This window comes from Shewanella sp. SW1 (assembly GCF_025653545.1).
Taxonomy (GTDB): Bacteria; Pseudomonadota; Gammaproteobacteria; order Enterobacterales; family Shewanellaceae; genus Shewanella; species Shewanella oncorhynchi.
On record NZ_JAKKSG010000014.1, the window covers coordinates 1 to 19,302 of the forward strand.

Genomic DNA, 19,302 nt, shown 5'->3' on the forward strand with positions numbered 1-19,302 from the left:
CAGATGGGTTTTGCTAAGCGAACTTAGACAGAATACAGATACTTGATAAAGTTTGAACTCAAACAAAGCAAATCAGCTTTCCGAATTATTATTAACGTGAGCCAGAGATGGACACGGTAATAAACAGAATTTGCTTGGTGACAATAGCCTTGTGGAACCACCTGATCCCATCCCGAACTCAGAAGTGAAACGCAAACGCGCCGATGGTAGTGTGGGGTCTCCCCATGTGAGAGTAGGTCATCGCCAAGCATCCAAATAAACACAAAATCCCTAGCCTAAACCGCTAGGGCTTTTTTGTTTATACGCTTCGCAAAAACTTATCTCGATGTCGGTCAATAAATACTCCTCCAATATTGACACTTCCACCATCCATGGCGGTCGCCCGCCGCTAAGCGGACTCCCCAGCTACGAAGACAAGCTTCTTCGCGTTCAATCATGGCTAAATACTCCGTATTTATAGCGCTATGATTTCACCCCCATGTGAGAGTGGGTCATCGCCAAGCGCCTAATTATCTTATTGAGATGTAACCAAGCCAGCTGAATAAGCTGGCTTTTTTGCGTCTGTAATTTGTGAAATCCAGCCTAGTGTCTATTTAATTAGTCAGTTTTCCTCCCATTTTTCTCTCCTTAACACATTCTTTCATTCTTCATGACATCAATAGTAAGTAATGGTTGTCGATTATTTGTTCGTTTATTTTGTCAATGCTCCGATTTTGCTACAGCGATCTTAGTTCTCGATCGAGCCTAGCTATTGCTATTAGTTAAGCGGTTACTTACCTTATGTTTTAATTTATTGGGGTAGATAAGGATCTGAGATGAAGTTAGAGATGATTTGCACTGGGGAAGAGGTGTTGGCGGGACAAATTGTTGATACCAACGCCGCTTGGTTTGCCAGTACTATGATGGAGCATGGTGTCGAGATCCAGCGTCGAGTGACCGTCGGCGATCGTCTCGAGGATCTGATTGCGGTTTTCCAAGAACGTAGCTTACATGCCGATGTGATTCTCGTTAATGGTGGTCTTGGGCCCACAAGTGATGATATGTCTGCTTTAGCGATGGCGAAGGCGAAGGGCGAACCATTGGTTGAGAATACGGAGTGGCGTGAGCGTTTAGAGGAGTGGTTTACACGTAATAACCGTGAAATGCCTTTAAGTAATCTCAAGCAAGCTATGCTACCAGCTTCAGCTGTGATGGTTGATAACCCTGTGGGAACCGCTTGTGGTTTTAGAGTTAAACTTAATCGCGCTTGGTTATTCTTCACGCCTGGTGTGCCTTTTGAGCTGAAGCACATGGTTACAGAGCAGTTTGTACCCTTTATTCGCGAAGAGTTTAACCTTGATTCCAAGGTTGCTTTAAAGAAACTATTGACCATAGGCCAAGGTGAGTCCGCTTTGGCAGATAAGTTAGAACCGCTAGAGCTGCCAGAAGGCATTACTATTGGTTACCGCTCTTCTATGCCGCATATTGAGATTAAGATTTTCGCCCGTGGCGAGAAGGCGATTACGGTATTACCTCGCGTCGCTGGGCACATCAAAATGGTGCTGGGTACTGCGGTTGTCGCGGAAGATAAAGCCACTCTTGCCGAAGAAATTCATTATAAGCTACTTAACTCAGGCTTGACCTTAAGCGTTGCCGAGTCTTGCACTGGCGGCATGATCACTAGCCAGTTAGTTGATTTCCCCGGCAGTTCATCTTACTTACAGCACGGATTAGTGACTTACAGTAATGAATCTAAAGTGCGTGTGTTAGGTGTTAATCCTTCAACCTTAGATGATCATGGTGCTGTCTCCATTGCGACTGTAGAAGAAATGGCTAAGGGGGCAAGGCAAATTTTAGACAGTGATTATGCGCTGGCAACCAGTGGAATTGCGGGGCCCGATGGTGGCACAGATGAGAAACCTGTGGGCACTGTGGCGATCGCTTTAGCAACTCGCGGCGGTGTTTATAGTCAGATGATTAAACTACCGAGACGTTCACGGGATCTGGTACGGAGTTTAAGTGCTGCAGTGGCTTACGATATGCTAAGACGTGAGCTTTTAGCTGAAGCTGTGATCGTCGATTATCAGTCGATTGGGCGATTCAGTAAGTAACTCTTATACGGGCATATACCAGTTTAAACCCGCCAACAAAAATGCTCCCGAGGGAGCATTTTAACTTCTACAGAGATACAAAAATGGCAGATTATTTAGTGAACTTAAGCACTAATTTGCCTGGGGCAACTTGAATGCTTTCGGTCATTTTTGCCATCAGTGCTTGGTTACTGTCCTTGGTATCTAGTACATACACAGGCTGGTTTTCTAAGAATTGCCTTAGATAACCCATCACCTGCGGCGTGGCACTGCTAATCGCTTTTTCAATATCCTTGGGCGTTGATTCCACTTTGACTAATTCGAGTTGGCGCAGATAGACACTGTGCGTTGCGCTGTCATACCAAGGCTTGGCTTCGAAAGTCGTAGTGAGTTTGACACTCAATGGAAAGATCGGATTCTTAATTGATACTTGAGTTGTGGCACTTACGCTCATAGTGTCAGGTTTTGCACCTAGCTTGACACTGATGTCGTTAATGCGTACTTCTGCGCCAACTAATTGATTGCCTTGTTTAATCTCAAAATGGATCTCTTTACTGAGGTACTGCTCCATTTCGTGCTCGCTGATACTGTACTGCGAGACGCAGCCGCCAAGCAGTACAGTCAGTCCCAAGCAAATCGTGCGGGAAAGTTTTTTCATTAACCAGTGTTTCTCATACCCGCTGCCACACCTGCAATAGTCAGCATTAGCGCTAATTGCACATGTTCAGACGCAGGAGTTTCGGTTGTTTCCTTACGTGTCCGCGCTAATAGCTCGGTTTGTAAGAAGTTTAATGGATCGATATACGGATTTCGCAGTTTAACTGATTCGCGATTCCACGGTGTATGCGCCATTAAACTATCCGATTTTGTCAGCTCAAGCACGACTTTAATGCCCAGATCTAAGCGTTGGCGCAAGGTTTCGCCTAAGTGATGCAAGTCCTTAGGTACTAAACAGGTTTCGTAGTAGCGGGCCAAATTAGGTTCCGCCTTGGCGTAGACCATTTCTAGCATTGAAATGCGAGTGCTGAAGAAAGGCCATTCCCGTTCCATCTCTTGCAGTAAGCCCATTTCACCGCGTTCACAGGCGGCTTGAAGTGCTTCACCGGCGCCAAGCCATGCAGGTAACATCAAGCGGTTTTGCGACCAAGCAAAAATCCACGGAATTGCCCGTAGGCTTTCAATCCCGCCATCGACACGACGTTTAGCTGGGCGGCTGCCGAGTGGCAGTTTTCCTAATTCCACTTCTGGCGTTGCCGCGCGGAAATAAGCCACAAAATCAGGTTCATCACGCACTATGCCACGGTATGCACCCACTGATTCTTCAGCGATACGTTGCATGCAATTGCGCCATTCTTGCTTCGGCTCTGGCGGTGGTAATAGGGTTGCTTCCAATACGGCCGAGGTATACAGGGCCAAGCTTTGAACCGCGAGTTTTGGCAAGCCAAACTTGAAGCGGATCATTTCGCCCTGCTCAGTCACACGAATGCGGCCATCTACCGAACCTGGTGGTTGCGATAGGATAGCCTTGTGTGCAGGACCACCCCCGCGACCAATGCTGCCACCACGGCCATGGAATAGCGTAAGCTTGACGCCCGCTTGTTTACAGACCGCCACTAACTGCTCTTGAGCGTGATACTGAGCCCAAGCCGCCGCCATTACGCCGGCATCTTTAGCTGAGTCAGAGTAACCAATCATGACTTCTTGCATGCCTTTGGTATAACCACGATACCAGTCGATATCGAGCAAATCGGTAATACAGGCCGCGGCGTTGTTTAAGTCACTTAAGGTTTCAAACAGCGGTACTACACGCATTGGGTGCGAACAGCCCGTTTCTTTGAGTAACAGTAAAACCGTTAAGACATCTGATGGTTTACCCGCCATCGAAATCACATAGGATCCGAGTGCTTTTACCGGATGTTTAGCAATCAAACGACAGGTATTAAGCACTTCGGCCACATCGGCCGAGGGTTGCCAGTTACTTGGGATCAGTGGACGACGGTTGCTGAGTTCACGTAATATGAAGGCTTGCTTCTCGGTTTCATCCCAATGGTTGAAATCACCCATGCCGAGATAGCGAGTTAACTCGGCGAGCACATCGCTGTGACGGCTGGCGTCTTGGCGAATGTCGAGCCTGAGCATATGAATGCCAAAACAGGCGAGACGGCGGAGAATGTCGAGCAATAAACCGTTGGCAATTAAGCGCATACCGCAGTCGGTCAAACTCTTATAAAGCATTTCTAACGGTGCTTTGAGATCGCTTTCTTGCCAAATCAGGCTCGACTTATCGACTTCAGGATTGTGGCCTTCGATGCGCGCATTTAAATAATCTATGGTGTCACGCAGTCTTTGACGAATAGATCGCAGCACGTGGCGGTAAGGTTCGCAGCTGTTATTGGTATAAGCCTTTAACTCATCATTGGCTTCTTCCATCGACAGTTCACCGACCAGCAGCACGATATCTTTTAAGAATAATCTGGCGGCTGCATGGCGGTTACGATCGAGCACCTCTTGGGTGACTTTGGCAGTTACAAACGGGTTGCCGTCGCGATCGCCGCCCATCCAGCTTGAAAAGCGCACTGGCGCTATATCAATCGGTAATTGCTGCCCTGTGCGTTGCTGCACTCGATCGTTAAGTTGTCTTAAGAAGTCAGGCACCGCATGCCAGAGTGACTCTTCAATGGTGGATAATCCCCAGCGAGCCTCATCTACTGGAGTTGGGCGCTCGCGGCGGATCTCATTGGTGTGCCATATTTGCGCGATTAATTGACGCAGGCGCAGATTGATCTGTTGACGTTCTCTATCCGACAGTTGGTCGTTTTCTTGCTCTGTTAAGCAGTCGACAATGGCGGCGTATTTTTGGATCAGGGTGCGACGGGATATTTCAGTGGGGTGCGCTGTTAGCACCAGATCAATATCCAGTGTTTTTAGACAGTCGAGCATTTTAGCTTGGTCGACACGACCATTGAGCATGCGTCCTAGAAGTTGTTCCACTGGGTCTGGCACGCAGACAAGTTCGTCGCAATTACGACTGATAGTATGAAATTGCTCGGATAAGTTAGCTAAGTTAAGAAATTGGTTAAAAGCTTTTGCAAAAGGGACTAATTCTTCGTCTGGCAAAGCTGTCAGTAACTCGAGCATTTGCTCTCTGGCGGCTTGGTCGCCTCGGCGTGAGTCTTTGGCAAGCTTACGGATCTGTTCAACCTTCTCAAGAAAAGAGTCCCCAAGATGGGTACGCATAGTATCGCCAAGGATTTGGCCTAACATACTCACGTTCGATCTTAATGACGCATACATATCTGTCATATTGTCTGCCATGGTTACTGACATAGTTACTCCGAATAGAAAAACATGAAAATTCCGCTGTGCATTTAGCCCGTTAGCACAATACCTATCACTTGGGGCTATGGTCAACAGCAGAACTTATAACTTATACGACTGGCTTATCCGATATGCAACCAATCACGGTATTTGATGAAGAATATTCAATAGAAATGCGAAGTCACGCAATATTTTTTGATGATTAGTGCAAGTGAATATGAAGTGCATCATTTTATGCTTTGCAGACATGTATCTTAGCTGTTAATGAAAAGGACTGATTTGGCTCATATTGACCCTGGATAACTGAGTTATTAACGAGTTAGCTGAGTGGGCGGCGTGTTTTCGATATCCCAGTTTGAGCTTAAAATATGAAAATAAATTAAAAATATATATTCACATATATTGCATAAGTAGATCTTTGTGGTAGTCTAGCCATCAGTTGAGATGAGTCACCCCCTGTGACCTGTAGAGTGAATATCATGATGTACAGTATTAGCCTGACAGTGAATAAAATAACAACCTATTACGATTTCCTGCGACGATAGTCTTGTCATCATAGATATGCGCGGTTGCGTGTAAGCTATTCATCTACTCTTTAAGTTTCTTTGATTCGGTTAATAAGACAAAAAACATGAAAAATATCGCCATTATTGGTGCCAGTGGTTACACAGGCGCGCAATTGACCGCTTTAATCCATGCAGAAGCAGAACTGACGATTCAAGGGTTGTATGTTTCTGAAAACAGTTTAGATAAAGGTAAGCCTTTAGCGGATTTGTATCCTAGCTATAGCCATATCGCATTAACGCTGTCGCCATTGTCCGATGAAGCTAAGGTAAAAATCGTTGCCGAAGCCGATGCCGTGGTGTTAGCGACTGAGCACTCGGTGAGCCTGCATTTAGCGGCTTGGTTTTATAGCCAAGGGTTAGCGGTATTCGATTTAAGCGGTGCCTATCGTTTCAGTGATGTGGCGCAATATCCGAAGTGGTATGGCTTTGAGCATGAATATCCTGAAGTTTTAGCCAAAGCCGTGTATGGCCTTGCCGAATGGAATACTAAAGAAATCGCTGCGACTAAGATGATTGCCGTGCCAGGTTGTTACCCGACCGCATCATTGACAGCGTTAAAACCGCTAGCGAGTTTACTGACATCGGCTTATCCGGTAATCAATGCCGTGAGCGGCGTAACAGGGGCGGGCCGTAAAGCGCAGTTACACACCAGTTTTTGTGAAGTGAGCCTGACACCTTACGGCGTATTAGGCCACAGACATCAACCCGAGATCGCCACTCAGCTTGGCCAAGAAGTGATATTTACACCGCACCTTGGTAACTTTAAGCGTGGCATTTTAGCGACCATTACCGTACAGCTAAAACCAGGCACTACGACTGCCGATGTGGCCGCGGCCTATAGTGTGTATGACAAGGCGCCATTGGTAACTGTAAAGCACAATCAGTTCCCGAAAGTGGACGATGTGGTGCTGACACCTAACTGCCACTTAGGTTGGAAGTTTGATGAGAATAGCGGCTACTTAGTGGTCGCCAGTGCAATCGATAATTTGATGAAAGGTGCTGCCAGCCAAGCGCTGCAATGCATAAAGATTCATTTTAACCTTTAATTGTTCATCCTTATTTAAGTGAGTCGTCAAGATGTCTACAAACAACTCAGTATTAGTTCTTAAAGTTGGTGGCGCGCTGCTGCAGTGTGAAATGGGGATGGCGCGGTTAATGGATACGGCTGCGGCTATGTTAGCCAATGGTCAGCAAGTGTTGATGGTGCATGGCGGCGGCTGTTTAGTGGATGAACAGTTAGCGGCAAACGGCATGGAAACCGTTAAGTTAGAAGGTTTACGGGTGACTCCGCCTGAGCAAATGCCGATTATTGCCGGCGCACTTGCGGGTACTTCGAACAAGATCCTCCAAGGCGCAGCGACTAAAGCTGGGATTGTGAGTGTGGGCATGAGCCTCGCCGATGGCAAGACTGTATCGGCAAAGATTAAAGATGAGCGTTTAGGCCTAGTGGGCGAAGTCACGCCAAACGATGGCACTTATCTTAAGTTTATCCTCGCCCAAGGTTGGATGCCGATTTGTAGTTCCATTGCGATGATGGACGATGGCCAAATGCTTAACGTCAATGCAGACCAAGCGGCAACGGCATTAGCCAAATTAGTGGGCGGCAAGTTAGTGCTACTGTCGGATGTGTCTGGCGTGCTCGATGGTAAAGGCCAGCTCATTCACAGTTTAAATGGCAAGCAGATAGCAGACCTTGTTAAACAAGGTGTGATCGAAAAGGGAATGAAGGTCAAAGTTGAAGCTGCGCTCGAAGTTGCACAGTGGATGGGGCAAGCGGTTCAAGTTGCCTCGTGGCGTGATGCAAGCCAATTAATCGCATTAGCAAAAGGTGAAGCCGTAGGAACACAAATCCAACCATAAGTGGAGTAGGTTATGAAGCATTTACTATCGATAAAAGAGTTAACCCAGCAGCAGTTACTCGATCTGATTGCCTTGGCAAAAACGATCAAAGCCAATCCGGCTGAGTATCGCCACGCGCTGGATGGCAAGAGTGTGGTGATGTTATTTGAAAAGCCCTCACTCAGAACACGCGTTAGCTTTGATATCGGTATTAATAAGCTTGGTGGCCACTGTTTATATTTAGACCAGCAAAATGGTGAACTGGGAAAACGGGAATCGGTAGCTGATTTTGCTGCTAACCTGTCTTGCTGGGCCGATGCGATTGTGGCGAGAACCTATTCACACACCACTATCGAACAATTAGCCGAGTTTGGCACTGTGCCCGTGATCAATGCGCTGTCGGATCTTTATCATCCTTGCCAAGCCTTAGCTGATTTTTTAACGCTGGCAGAGCAATTTGAGGATGTCAGCAAAGCCAAATTAGCTTATGTTGGTGATGGTAATAATGTTACCCATTCGCTGATGTACTGTGCGGCTATTCTCGGTGCCACCATGACAGTGATCTGCCCTGCGGGTCACTTTCCTGATGGCTACGTAGTGGCAGAAGTGCAAGAGCTCGCCAAACGATATGGCGGCAAGCTGGTACTGACTTCAGATATCGATGCGATTGAAGGTCACGACGCTATTTATACTGATACTTGGATTTCAATGGGCGATCCAACGCCTTTGTCGGATATCAAAGCGAAGTTTGCACCATACCAAGTAAACAAAGCCTTGATGGCGAAAGCGGGCGCTAACTTCTTTATGCATTGTTTGCCCGCCCACCGTGGTGTAGAAGTAACAGATGAAGTGATGGACGGTGCAGGATCCTTAATTCTGCAACAAGCCGAAAATCGGATGCATGCCCAAAATGCGGTACTGGTAACCTTATTTAGTTAAATTAACCCTGTTTAGCAGCCTGTTTTCTCCTTGAGAGAAACGAGTCATAGGAATTTAAGATGTCTATCGAGAACAAAAATACTGGCGTGAAAAAAGTGGTTTTAGCCTATTCAGGTGGTCTAGATACCTCGGCCATTATTCCTTGGTTAAAAGAAAACTACGATAACTGCGAAATCATCGCATTCTGCGCCGACGTCGGCCAAGGCGAAGAAGAGCTGGTTGGCTTGACTGAAAAAGCTTTAGCTTCAGGTGCTTCTGAATGTCATATCGTCGATCTAAAAGAAGAATTCGTTAAAGACTATATCTACCCAACGATTGCGAGCGGTGCGATTTACGAAGGCACTTATTTACTCGGTACGTCAATGGCGCGTCCTATCATTGCTAAAGCGCAAGTTGAAGTGGCTCGTAAAGTGGGCGCAGATGCTCTGTGCCACGGTTGTACTGGTAAAGGGAACGACCAAGTGCGTTTCGAAGGTTGCTTCGCCGCATTAGCACCTGATTTAAAAGTGATTGCACCATGGCGTGAATGGACTATGCAGAGCCGTGAAGATCTGCTGGCCTATTTAGCTGAACGTGACATCAAGACGTCAGCGTCAGCGACTAAAATCTATAGCCGTGATGCCAACGCTTTCCATATTTCCCATGAAGGTGGTGAGTTAGAAGATCCATGGAACGAGCCAAGCAAAGGCGTATGGACACTGACTGCCGATCCTGAAGATGCACCGAACAAGCCTGAATATGTGTCGCTAGAAGTAGAACATGGCCGTATCACTAAAGTGAATGGTGAAGCCCTAACGCCTTATGCTGCACTGATGACATTAAACGCCATTGCTGCGCCACACGGTGTGGGTCGTATCGACATTACCGAAAACCGTTTAGTCGGCATGAAGTCTCGCGGTTGTTACGAAACACCCGGCGGCACTGTGATGTTCGCAGCACTACGTGCAATTGAAGAGCTTGTACTCGACAAGACTAGCCGTAACTGGCGTGAGCAAGTTGCCGCACAAATGGCGCATTTAGTGTATGACGGCCGTTGGTTCACGCCACTGTGTAAGTCACTGCTGGCAGCATCTGAGTCACTGGCTGAATCAGTTAACGGTGAAGTTGTGGTAAAACTCTACAAAGGCCAAGCGAGCGCAGTGAAGAAACGTTCACCTAACAGCTTGTACTCTGAAGCGTTTGCCACCTTTGGTGAAGATCAAGTTTACGATCAAAAACATGCAGAAGGCTTTATCCGCCTGTACTCATTAGCGAGCCGCATCCGCGCACTCAACGCTAATGATGTAAAGTCTAAGTAATAGGTCGTTTAAAAGGGCGCCTAGCGCCCTTTTTTGTTTTTAGGTTTTGATTGAGTTTTTGATTCAGATGAGTCGATTTCAAATAAGCAGTGAGTAAGGGGAGTTAGCATGGCTTTATGGGGTGGAAGATTTCAGGGCGAAACGAGCGCGCTATTCAAATTATTCAACGATTCGTTACCCGTGGATTATCGCTTGTTCGAACAGGATGTGGTCGGCTCCATTGCTTGGGCGGATGCGATTGCCAGCGTGGGAATTATCTCGGCAACTGAATGCAGCGACTTGAAAAAAGCGCTCAATGATTTGCTGGTGGAAGTGCAGGGCGATCCGGCGATTATTCTCGCCTCGGGCGCTGAAGATATTCACAGTTTCGTCGAGTCGGCCTTGATTGCCAAAGTGGGCGATCTCGGTAAGAAATTGCACACTGGTCGTAGTCGTAACGATCAAGTTGCCACCGATTTAAAGCTTTGGTGTCAATCCGAAGGCAAAGCATTACTCGCGCGCCTTCAAGGTTTACATGCTGAATTACTGGCGTTGGCTGAGCGTGAATTTGATGCGGTAATGCCGGGTTATACTCACTTGCAGCGCGCGCAACCTGTGACATTTGGTCACTGGTGTTTAGCGTATGTGGAAATGACTGAGCGGGATATCAGCCGTTTAGCCGATGCGTTAACCCGCGCGAATACCTGTCCATTAGGTTCAGGCGCCCTTGCGGGCACAGCTTATAAGATGGATCGACATGCTCTGGCCGCGGCGCTGAATTTTGCCTCGCCAACGCTGAATAGCTTAGATAGCGTATCAGACAGAGATCACGTGGTAGAGCTTTGTTCAACCGCATCGATCAGCATGATGCACTTAAGCCGTATGGCTGAAGATTTGATTTTCTTTAACTCAGGTGAAGCGAACTTTATTTCCCTGAGTGATGAAGTGACTTCGGGTTCATCCCTGATGCCACAGAAGAAAAATCCTGATGCATTAGAGCTTATCCGTGGCAAAACTGGCCGGGTTTATGGCAGCTTAGTGGGCATTCTCACGACGATGAAAGCGCTACCTTTGGCGTACAACAAAGATATGCAGGAAGATAAAGAAGGCTTGTTTGATGTGGTCGATAGCTGGGCAATTTGCCTCGATATGGCGGCGTTGGTGTTGTCAGGTTTGAAGGTCAATCGTCCTAATGCACTGTTAGCCGCACAGCAAGGTTATGCAAATTCTACTGAGCTTGCGGATTATCTCGTGTCTAAAGGTATGCCTTTCCGTGAGGCGCACCATGTTGTGGGTGAAGTCGTGGTTGCTGCGATAGCGAAGCAAATTCCGCTCGAGGATTTCTCCTTGGCCGAATTAAAAACTTTTGCCGCCATCATTGAAGATGATGTCTATCCAAACCTGACTATTGAAGCTTGTTTAGCGAAACGTGACGTGCTCGGTGGTACTGCATTGCCACAAATTCAGCAGGCGATCGCGGCTAAGAAAGCCCGCTAAAGTAAGTTGTTCAAATCAACAAGCCAATAAAAAACGCGACTTAAGGTCGCGTTTTTTATTGGGCCACAATTAGTGGTAATGACTTTTTAGCATTTGTTTATTGGAATAAATCATCAGTTGGTGCATCGATGAATAAATTGTTTTCATCCTGAGTTTCGCTGATGTATTCCTTCGGCTCTGTACCTGAAATAAAGTACTCGAACGCACTGGTATAGTCGGTTTTACGGGTCAGTTTACCCGTCGCTAAATCGATGCGTACCGAAACTATGCCTTCTGGCGGAATCGAGGTTGTCTCAGGTGTGCCTTGTAAGACACTGTTCATAAACTCGTTCCAGCCCGGACCTGCTGTTTTCGCTCCCGCTTCGGCGCCAGTTATCTGATCTTTTTCGCCGTTTGCATTCCATGCGGTTCTGCCCAGTTGGCGACCGTGATCGTCGAAACCGACCCAGAAAGTGCTAGTGATGACTGGGCTAAAACCACTGAACCAAGTGTCGCGCGATTCGTTTGTGGTACCCGTTTTACCTGCAATATCATGGCGCTTAATCAATTTTGCTGCGCGCCAAGCCGTACCTTGCCAACCCGTGCCTTTACTCCAATCGCCGCCGCCCCAGATCACGCTCTTCAGTGCTTCGGTAATGAGGAATGCCGTTTGCTCTGAAATAATTTGCGGAGCGTAGCGACCGGTTTGATCGAAACACTGCGCAACAGGTGCACTAGGCTCAGCACCAGAGTCTCCACTTACGCTGAACGCCATAGGATCGCTCGGTGTAACTGGTTGGCTAAGACTTTGGCTAGGCTTACAGGCCAATGTAGGGTTCGCTTTTTCGATAACATTGCCGTAAGCATCTTCTACGCGATCAATATAGAAAGGTTCGAGTAAGAAACCGCCGTTAGCAAATACGTTAAATGCAGTAACTACTTGCAATGGCGTGACGGAAGACGAGCCTAATGCAATCGATTCGTTGCGAGGTAAGTCGTTAGGATCAAAACCAAATTCAACGAGTTGAGCAATGGTTTCGTCGAGTCCGACATGGCGCATTGCACGTACAGACATAACGTTAATAGATTGCGCTAAACCCACACGTAAACGAGTTGGGCCGCCATAGATATCGGGTGAATTTTTAGGGCGCCATGCAGTGCCTTGGCTGATATCGGGTTTATTAATTGGCGCATTGTCTATGAGGGTCGCTAAGGTAAAGCCTTTCTCTAATGCTGCGGCATAGATGAAAGGTTTAATATTCGAACCTAATTGACGTTTCGCTTGAGTCACTCGGTTGTATTGGCTTTGGCTAAAGCTATAACCACCAACTAAAGTGCGAATAGCACCATTTTTGGGGTCGAGTGATACTGTTGCGCTGGCGACTTCTGGTACTTGCGATAATTGCAAATATTGGCCGTTATCACGGATCCAAATACGCTCGCCGACCTTGAGTATGTCAGAAGCTGATTTCGGTACACTGCCTTGACGCTTATCAGTAATAAACTTACGTGCCCACTTCAATCCATCCCAAGTAATGACTTTGGTCTCGCCCTTGGCGGTCATGACGCTAGCTTGCTGATCTGCAATGCTGATGACTGCGGCGGGTTGCAATTCTTGTACTGAAGCAATCTTAGCTAGTTCAGTTTTGATTTGAGCAGGTTCAGGTTTTTCGTCCGTCCACAACACAGCAGCAGGACCACGGTAGCCATGGCGTTCATCATAGGCATAGACGTTATTACGCAGTGCCTGTTGCGCTTTAAGTTGTAGATCCGATGAGATAGTCGTATAGACGTTGTAGCCATTGGTATAGGCCTCTTCTTCACCGTACTTCTGTACCATGTAATCCCGAGCCATTTCAGAAATATAAGGGGCATAGAGATCAATTTCAGCGCCATGATATCTGGCCACCAATGGCTCTTGTAGTGCCGCTTGGTATTCGGTTTGGCTGATGTAGCCGACTTCATTCATCCGCATGAGGACGACATTACGGCGAGCTAATGCACGCGAAGGTGACGTGATTGGATTGAGTGTAGAGGGCGCCTTGGGTAGGCCTGCAATAACGGCCAGTTCAGATAAGCTGAGTTCTTGCACGTTTTTACCGAAATACACTTGTGCAGCTGCCCCAACGCCGTAGGCCCGTTGGCCTAAGTAAATGCGGTTTACGTAGAGCTCTAAAATTTCATCTTTGGTGAGTAACTCTTCAATGTGATAGGAGATAAAAATCTCCTTCACTTTACGAATAATAGTCTTATCTCGGGTTAAGAAGAAGTTACGTGCGACCTGCATGGTAATCGTACTCGCACCTTGCTTTTTCTCACCAGTGGTCAACATCACTAATGCAGCGCGAAGCACGCCAACAGGATCTATACCACCATGTTCATAAAAGCGGGCATCTTCGGTTGCGATAAACGCCTGTAGCAGAGGTTTTGGCACTTCGTCTAACGTTAGTGGAATGCGACGTTTCTCACCGAATTGAGAAATAAGTTTGCCGTCACTACTGTAAATACGTAAAGGTGTTTGAAGTTGCACATTTTTTAGTGTTGAAACATCCGGTAAATCCGGCAAAACATAAAAGTATGCTGCCACAATGGCGCCTACGCCCAAAAGGGCTAGACTGAATAGTGCTATAACAATACGTTTTAACCACTTCACCAAAATTTATCCTAATGTTCTGTTAAGTGCGACAGTATATAAGGCGCACACGTCTTGGTGAAGTAAAAACGTGAGACTCACAAAATAGCATTTGTAAAATGATGAAACATTCGATACAAGTAAGTATAACAAGTTGATTTTGTGCTAATCTCTTTTACTGAAATATAAATAAAAAAGTGACAATGGATATGCTTTCAAATTTATGGAAGCGTCAGGCTCCGCAGATGGTGGGAATTGATATCGGTTCCCATGAAGTTAAGGCCATTTTGTTGAGTAAGACTGCTGACGGATACAAAATATTGAGTCATGCCGCGGTACCCATTAAGAAGGGGGCCGTTAACGATCATGATATTCGTGATGCTGATGCCGTTGTTGAATGCCTTAAGCAAATAAAACGTAGCCTACCTAAATCCGTTAAATATGCCGCTGTTTCTGTTTCGGGTTCTGCTGTGATGACGAAAGTGATCTACATGGATGCCTCCCTTAGTGAGGAAGAAATGGAAGCACAGATAGAAATTGAAGCCGATAACCTTATTCCGTATTCACTCGATGAAGTTAGCATAGATTTTGAAACGCTAAACGTAAACAGTACCGATCCTACTAAAGTTGATGTGCTGTTGAGCGCATGCCGCACTGACAATATTGATGTCAGAGTAGATGCGCTGGATAGCGTGGAGCTTGAGGCTAAAGTGGTGGATGTTGAAGGTTACGCTTTAGGTCGAGCTGCCGAGTTAATTCTGGCTCAGCTTCCAGAAGGAGCGAAACATAAAGCCGTCGCTATGGTTGATATCGGCGCGAATATGACGACTTTCTCTGTGGTTGAATCGGGTGAGACGACTTTTATTCGTGAGCAAGCTTTCGGTGGTGAGCAATTTACTCAGTCAATATTATCCTTCTATGGCATGTCTTATGATCAAGCTGAGAAAGCAAAGATTGAAGGCGACTTACCACGAAATTATATGTTTGAAGTTTTGTCACCTTTTCAAACTCAGCTATTACAACAAATAAAACGTACGTTGCAGATTTATTGCACTTCCAGCGGTAAAGATAAAGTCGACTACCTCGTATTATGCGGTGGAACCTCTAAATTAGAAGGTATGGCTAATTTACTGACGAATGAATTGGGTGTTCACACTATTATCGCCGATCCTTTTCAAGGGTGTTTGCATGCCGATGAGTCGGTTAAAAGTGCGCTGCAACCTACAATCAGCAAATATATGGTTGCTTGTGGCTTAGCATTGAGGAGTTACGGTCAATGGCGAACATAAACCTACTCCCTTGGCGAGAAGAGGCGAGAGAAAAACAAAAGCGCGACTATATTGGTATTTTAGCGGCAGTATTTTTAGCGTCGGCGATTTTAGTCTATGTCGCAGTATCTTTATTAGATGTTATGACCGATGAGCAAAAAGCACGTAACGCTTATTTGCAATCGGAAATTAGTCTGCTTGAAACACAAATTTCTGAGATCAAGAAAATTACAGAACGTAAGAAAGACATTGAGCGGCGTACAGAAATTATTCTTAATCTACAGCAATCCCGTAATTTGCCTACTCACGTGTTAGATGAGCTTGTTCGAATTGTACCTCCAGGAATATATCTGTCTAGTCTAGAGAAAAAGGGCAGTTTGTTGCTGATTGAAGGGCGAAGTGAATCGAACAATAACGTCGCCAACATGATGCGAAAAGTGAAAACATCCGAATGGTTAACCGATCCTAATATGCAGTCGATCGTGACCCAAAATGAAGAGTTACGGCAATTACAGCGTTTTAGTTTGAGAGTCACTATTAAAGGCGCGAGTGTAGATGAGCCTGAGAAAATGACAAAAGGAGCGAGTAAATGAAACTCGATCTAAGTCAATTTAATGATATCGACTTTGAAAATATTGGTGGTTGGCCAAATCAAGTTAAAACTTTTTTCGCGATCCTTTTAGCACTCTGTGTTTTTGCTGCTGGATATTTATTGGTCGTCTCCGATTCGGTAGATATTTATACCGCAGAGCAAGATAAAGAAGTACAGCTTAGAGATGATTTCAAGAATAAGTATCAACTTGCGGCAAATTTAAAACTCTACCGAGAGCAGCTAGCGACGATGGAAGTGCAGTTTGCAGAGTTACTGAAGATGCTGCCCTCTGAAAATGAAATGCCAGGTTTGCTAGACGATTTAACTTTTGTGGCTACGGATGCAGGACTCAAAATTAATAGTTTGAATTGGGAGGCCGAAATCCAGCGGGATTTCTACATTGAGTTTCCAATTAAAATGTCTGTGACGGGAGATTACCATCAGCTAGGTAGTATGGTGAGTGGTGTCGCTAAGCTGCCGCGTATCGTTAGCCTCCATGATTTCACCATTAAGCGAGATGAAGCCGGCAACTTAGCAATGGATATCTTAGCCAAGACATACCGCTTTAAAGAAGGGGCTGAATTACCGCCTGAAAAACCTGCTAATAAGGGGAAGAAATAATGAAATTCTTACCTTTGTTAGCCTTGAGTCTTTTTTTAATGGGTTGTGTTGGCGATCGTAGTGATTTAGAGCTATTTGTTACTACAACCAAAGCGCAACACGTTGCTCATATCCCGCCCTTGAAAGAGCCGCCAAGATTTGAGCACTTTGCCTATCAAGCCGAGTTAATGCGTAGCCCTTTTGTACCACCTTCGCGTGAGTTAACGGAAGAAGTTGTTGATACCAGCAAAGATTGTTTACAACCGGACTTAAAGCGTCGAAAAGGACGATTAGAAACTTATCCTTTAGATAATTTAAAAATGCGTGGCACCTTAAGTGAATCCGATACAACTTGGGCGTTAGTTGAAACAAATGACGGCAGTGTTTATCGGATGGGCGTTGGTGAGTATTTAGGTCTGTTTAATGGACGCATTTCTAAAGTTACTTCACAAAATGTCGAAGTAGTAGAATTAATTCCAGATGGTTCAGGCTGTTGGTCCGAAAGGACGAGCAATTTAGAACTTTCTGGAGAATAACGAGCGAAGGATGAGGGAATAATGAAATCTTCTGCCGCGATAAAAGTCCCGTTAATTTCTTCAGGCTTAATCAAGTCTGTTATTGGGATCGCATTGGTATTTGGAATTTTGCCATCGAGTTATGCTGCAAACCGATTAATGGATGTTAAGTACCATGCCTTGGTTGACCATCAGTTAGAGCTAGAGTTGGTATTTGAAGAAGCGGTAACACCGCCAGTTATTGACTCTAATGCCTCGCCTGCAGAGCTCGTATTAACCTTTGATAATAGTATTTCTGGTTTATCTAAGGATCGCTTACCCATTAATCAAGTCGGTGTAACTGACATGATGACTGAGCAGCAAGATACTCGTCTTAAAGTCACCTTAGGTATGTCCAAAGTGAAACCTTACCAAGGTTCAGTCATGGGTAACTCATATCGACTCACTATTAATGATGAGGTTGCAGGCGCTCAGACTCAGGCAGAAAATCCCTTCGTTAATAGCATTAAAAATATCGATTTTCGTCGTAATGAAAATGGTGGCGGTGAGTTATTGGTCTATTTGAATAACCGCTCTGTTGCCGTTAACGTTGAGCAAGTGGGCGCTAAACTCGAAGTTAAGTTATATAACACTGATATTAATAGTGATCTGCTTTATGTTATGGATGTGAAAGATTTTTCAACGCCAGTAAAAAGCTTCGAGACATTTAAAGAAGATCTAACAACGCGTATTTTAGTTGATATTGCTGGGGAATATGAGTTCAGTTATAAGCAAGAGGATAATCTCTTTAGACTCTCTATGAATAAAGTTGAGAGAGTTGCCGCCAAGAAAGATGTTAAAAAATACAATGGCCGTACTTTGTCGCTTAACTTTCAAAATATCCCTGTACGTACTGTTTTGCAGATCATTGCTGACTATAACAATTTTAACTTAGTCACGAGTGATACTGTTGAAGGCAACATCACCTTGAGATTGGATGATGTGCCCTGGGACCAAGCATTAGATTTGATTCTACAAACCAAAGGCCTAGATAAACGTATCGAAGGCAACATCTTAATGGTGGCACCGAGCGAAGAGTTGGCTATTCGTGAAAGCCAAAATCTTAAAAATAGGCAAGAAGTTAAAGAGTTAGTACCTTTGTATTCTGAGTACTTGCAAATTAACTATGCCAAAGCGATCGATATTGCTGAGCTGCTTAAAAGCGCAGATTCTAGTTTACTCTCGCCACGCGGCTCAGTCGCGGTCGATGAACGTACCAACACTGTACTTGTGAAAGATACGGCAGAAACGATTGAGAACATCCATCGTTTAGTTGAAGTACTCGATATCCCTATTCGTCAAGTACTGATCGAGTCACGTATGGTAACGGTCAAAGATGATGTCTCTGAAGACTTAGGCATACGTTGGGGCGTAACGGATCAGCAGGGCAGTAAGGGAACCTCAGGTACATTAGAAGGTGCTCAGAGTATTGCCAACGGTATCATTCCAACTCCTGACCAACGTTTGAATGTTAATTTGCCTGCGGCAGTGACCAATCCAACAAGTATCGCATTCCACGTTGCTAAGTTGGCAGATGGTACTATTCTTGATTTGGAATTGAGTGCGTTAGAGCAAGAAAATAAAGGTGAAATTATCGCCAGCCCTCGTATTACCACCTCTAACCAAAAGGCGGCTTATATTGAGCAGGGTGTGGAGATCCCTTATGTGCAGTCGACTTCAAGCGGTGCAACCTCGGTCACTTTTAAGAAAGCTGTGTTGTCCTTGCGAGTTACACCACAAATTACACCTGATAACCGCGTTATTTTAGATTTGGAAATCACCCAAGACTCTCAGGGCAAGACGGTTGACACACCAACGGGCCCCGCTGTCGCCATCGATACCCAGCGTATTGGCACTCAAGTGCTAGTTGATAACGGTGAAACCATAGTCCTTGGTGGTATTTATCAGCAAAACTTGATCAGCCGTGTGAGTAAAGTCCCTATTCTCGGTGACATTCCCTTAGTCGGTTTCCTGTTTAGGAACACAACAGACAAAAATGAGCGCCAAGAGCTACTTATTTTCGTAACCCCCAAAATAGTCGGTGAGAAGATCTAAGCACTTGCTATGTATCGACTAAAGCCAGCAGTGATTGCTGGCTTTATTATTACTGGAATACAATTCTTTGCATAAATAGCGCACATGGCTTGCCATAGTAGACCCTAAGCTGAGATA

At 45.6% G+C, this 19,302-nt stretch carries 14 protein-coding genes and 1 rRNA gene; 12 read left to right on the forward strand and 3 right to left on the reverse strand.

Annotation, left to right across the window (positions count from 1 at the left end; translation table 11 throughout):
• Positions 1-133: 133 nt before the first annotated feature.
• Both rrf and L5M71_RS13410 read left to right on the forward strand, forming a co-directional pair.
• Positions 134-249: ribosomal RNA gene (gene rrf / locus L5M71_RS13405) — 5S ribosomal RNA — on the forward strand.
• A 566-nt stretch (positions 250-815) separates the two neighbouring features.
• Complete coding sequence (locus L5M71_RS13410; protein WP_263207465.1) at positions 816-2,090, forward strand: CinA family nicotinamide mononucleotide deamidase-related protein; 1,275 nt, start codon at positions 816-818, stop codon at positions 2,088-2,090.
• A gap of 91 nt (positions 2,091-2,181) precedes the next feature.
• Here L5M71_RS13410 and L5M71_RS13415 read toward each other — a convergent pair whose 3' ends face one another.
• A complete protein-coding gene (locus tag L5M71_RS13415; protein WP_263168366.1) occupies positions 2,182-2,727 on the reverse strand; it encodes a DUF1439 domain-containing protein in 546 nt (181 codons plus the stop codon).
• Positions 2,727-5,396: a phosphoenolpyruvate carboxylase gene (gene ppc / locus L5M71_RS13420; RefSeq protein WP_263207467.1), complete on the reverse strand. Its 2,670-nt coding sequence runs from the start codon at positions 5,394-5,396 to the stop codon at positions 2,727-2,729. The genes L5M71_RS13415 and ppc overlap by 1 nt, the downstream gene beginning before the upstream one ends.
• A gap of 622 nt (positions 5,397-6,018) precedes the next feature.
• Here ppc and argC point away from each other — a divergent pair.
• From argC to argH, 5 genes are all read left to right on the forward strand, one after another.
• Complete coding sequence (gene argC / locus L5M71_RS13425; RefSeq protein ID WP_212601370.1) at positions 6,019-6,999, forward strand: N-acetyl-gamma-glutamyl-phosphate reductase; 981 nt, start codon at positions 6,019-6,021, stop codon at positions 6,997-6,999.
• Positions 7,000-7,030: 31 nt separating this feature from the next.
• Positions 7,031-7,813, forward strand: a complete 783-nt coding sequence (argB, locus tag L5M71_RS13430) for an acetylglutamate kinase (RefSeq protein WP_263207469.1) — start codon at positions 7,031-7,033, stop codon at positions 7,811-7,813.
• Positions 7,814-7,825: 12 nt separating this feature from the next.
• A complete protein-coding gene (locus L5M71_RS13435; RefSeq protein WP_263207471.1) occupies positions 7,826-8,731 on the forward strand; it encodes an ornithine carbamoyltransferase in 906 nt (301 codons plus the stop codon).
• Positions 8,732-8,790: 59 nt separating this feature from the next.
• Positions 8,791-10,029, forward strand: coding sequence for an argininosuccinate synthase (locus L5M71_RS13440; RefSeq protein WP_105250542.1), 1,239 nt, complete (start codon positions 8,791-8,793; stop codon positions 10,027-10,029).
• 108 nt (positions 10,030-10,137) lie between these two features.
• Complete coding sequence (argH, locus tag L5M71_RS13445) at positions 10,138-11,505, forward strand: argininosuccinate lyase (protein WP_263207472.1); 1,368 nt, start codon at positions 10,138-10,140, stop codon at positions 11,503-11,505.
• 97 nt (positions 11,506-11,602) lie between these two features.
• On the opposite strand, the gene L5M71_RS13450 is transcribed toward argH, so the two are convergent.
• Entirely contained in the window at positions 11,603-14,137 is a 2,535-nt protein-coding gene (locus L5M71_RS13450; protein ID WP_263207473.1) for a penicillin-binding protein 1A, read from the reverse strand.
• Between the two features lie 188 nt (positions 14,138-14,325).
• Between L5M71_RS13450 and L5M71_RS13455 the strand changes: the two genes are divergently transcribed.
• From L5M71_RS13455 to L5M71_RS13475, 5 genes are read left to right on the forward strand one after another with little or no spacing between them, the layout of a single operon-like run.
• Positions 14,326-15,405: a pilus assembly protein PilM gene (locus tag L5M71_RS13455; RefSeq protein WP_105253014.1), complete on the forward strand. Its 1,080-nt coding sequence runs from the start codon at positions 14,326-14,328 to the stop codon at positions 15,403-15,405.
• Positions 15,393-15,977, forward strand: coding sequence for a PilN domain-containing protein (locus tag L5M71_RS13460; protein ID WP_105250539.1), 585 nt, complete (start codon positions 15,393-15,395; stop codon positions 15,975-15,977). Before L5M71_RS13455 ends, L5M71_RS13460 begins: the two co-directional genes overlap by 13 nt.
• On the forward strand, positions 15,974-16,597 hold the full coding sequence (locus L5M71_RS13465; protein WP_131525851.1) for a type 4a pilus biogenesis protein PilO: 624 nt from the start codon (positions 15,974-15,976) through the stop codon (positions 16,595-16,597). Before L5M71_RS13460 ends, L5M71_RS13465 begins: the two co-directional genes overlap by 4 nt.
• Positions 16,597-17,112, forward strand: a complete 516-nt coding sequence (locus tag L5M71_RS13470) for a pilus assembly protein PilP (RefSeq protein ID WP_263207475.1) — start codon at positions 16,597-16,599, stop codon at positions 17,110-17,112. Before L5M71_RS13465 ends, L5M71_RS13470 begins: the two co-directional genes overlap by 1 nt.
• Positions 17,113-17,133: 21 nt before the next feature.
• Positions 17,134-19,185, forward strand: coding sequence for a type IV pilus secretin PilQ (locus tag L5M71_RS13475; RefSeq protein ID WP_263207477.1), 2,052 nt, complete (start codon positions 17,134-17,136; stop codon positions 19,183-19,185).
• The last annotated feature ends 117 nt before the right edge of the window (positions 19,186-19,302 follow it).

Excerpts from the sequence above, each read along its gene's own strand:
- L5M71_RS13415 (WP_263168366.1), bottom strand. The coding sequence starts at position 2,727 with ATGAAAAAACTTTCCCGCACGATTTGCTTGGGACTGACTGTACTGCTT.
- argH (WP_263207472.1), top strand. The coding sequence starts at position 10,138 with ATGGCTTTATGGGGTGGAAGATTTCAGGGCGAAACGAGCGCGCTATTC.
- L5M71_RS13410 (WP_263207465.1), top strand. The coding sequence starts at position 816 with ATGAAGTTAGAGATGATTTGCACTGGGGAAGAGGTGTTGGCGGGACAA.
- L5M71_RS13455 (WP_105253014.1), top strand. The coding sequence starts at position 14,326 with ATGCTTTCAAATTTATGGAAGCGTCAGGCTCCGCAGATGGTGGGAATT.
- L5M71_RS13435 (WP_263207471.1), top strand. The coding sequence starts at position 7,826 with ATGAAGCATTTACTATCGATAAAAGAGTTAACCCAGCAGCAGTTACTC.
- L5M71_RS13470 (WP_263207475.1), top strand. The coding sequence starts at position 16,597 with ATGAAATTCTTACCTTTGTTAGCCTTGAGTCTTTTTTTAATGGGTTGT.
- L5M71_RS13460 (WP_105250539.1), top strand. The coding sequence starts at position 15,393 with ATGGCGAACATAAACCTACTCCCTTGGCGAGAAGAGGCGAGAGAAAAA.
- L5M71_RS13465 (WP_131525851.1), top strand. The coding sequence starts at position 15,974 with ATGAAACTCGATCTAAGTCAATTTAATGATATCGACTTTGAAAATATT.
- argC (WP_212601370.1), top strand. The coding sequence starts at position 6,019 with ATGAAAAATATCGCCATTATTGGTGCCAGTGGTTACACAGGCGCGCAA.
- argB (WP_263207469.1), top strand. The coding sequence starts at position 7,031 with ATGTCTACAAACAACTCAGTATTAGTTCTTAAAGTTGGTGGCGCGCTG.
- L5M71_RS13440 (WP_105250542.1), top strand. The coding sequence starts at position 8,791 with ATGTCTATCGAGAACAAAAATACTGGCGTGAAAAAAGTGGTTTTAGCC.
- L5M71_RS13475 (WP_263207477.1), top strand. The coding sequence starts at position 17,134 with ATGAAATCTTCTGCCGCGATAAAAGTCCCGTTAATTTCTTCAGGCTTA.
- ppc (WP_263207467.1), bottom strand. The coding sequence starts at position 5,396 with ATGTCAGTAACCATGGCAGACAATATGACAGATATGTATGCGTCATTA.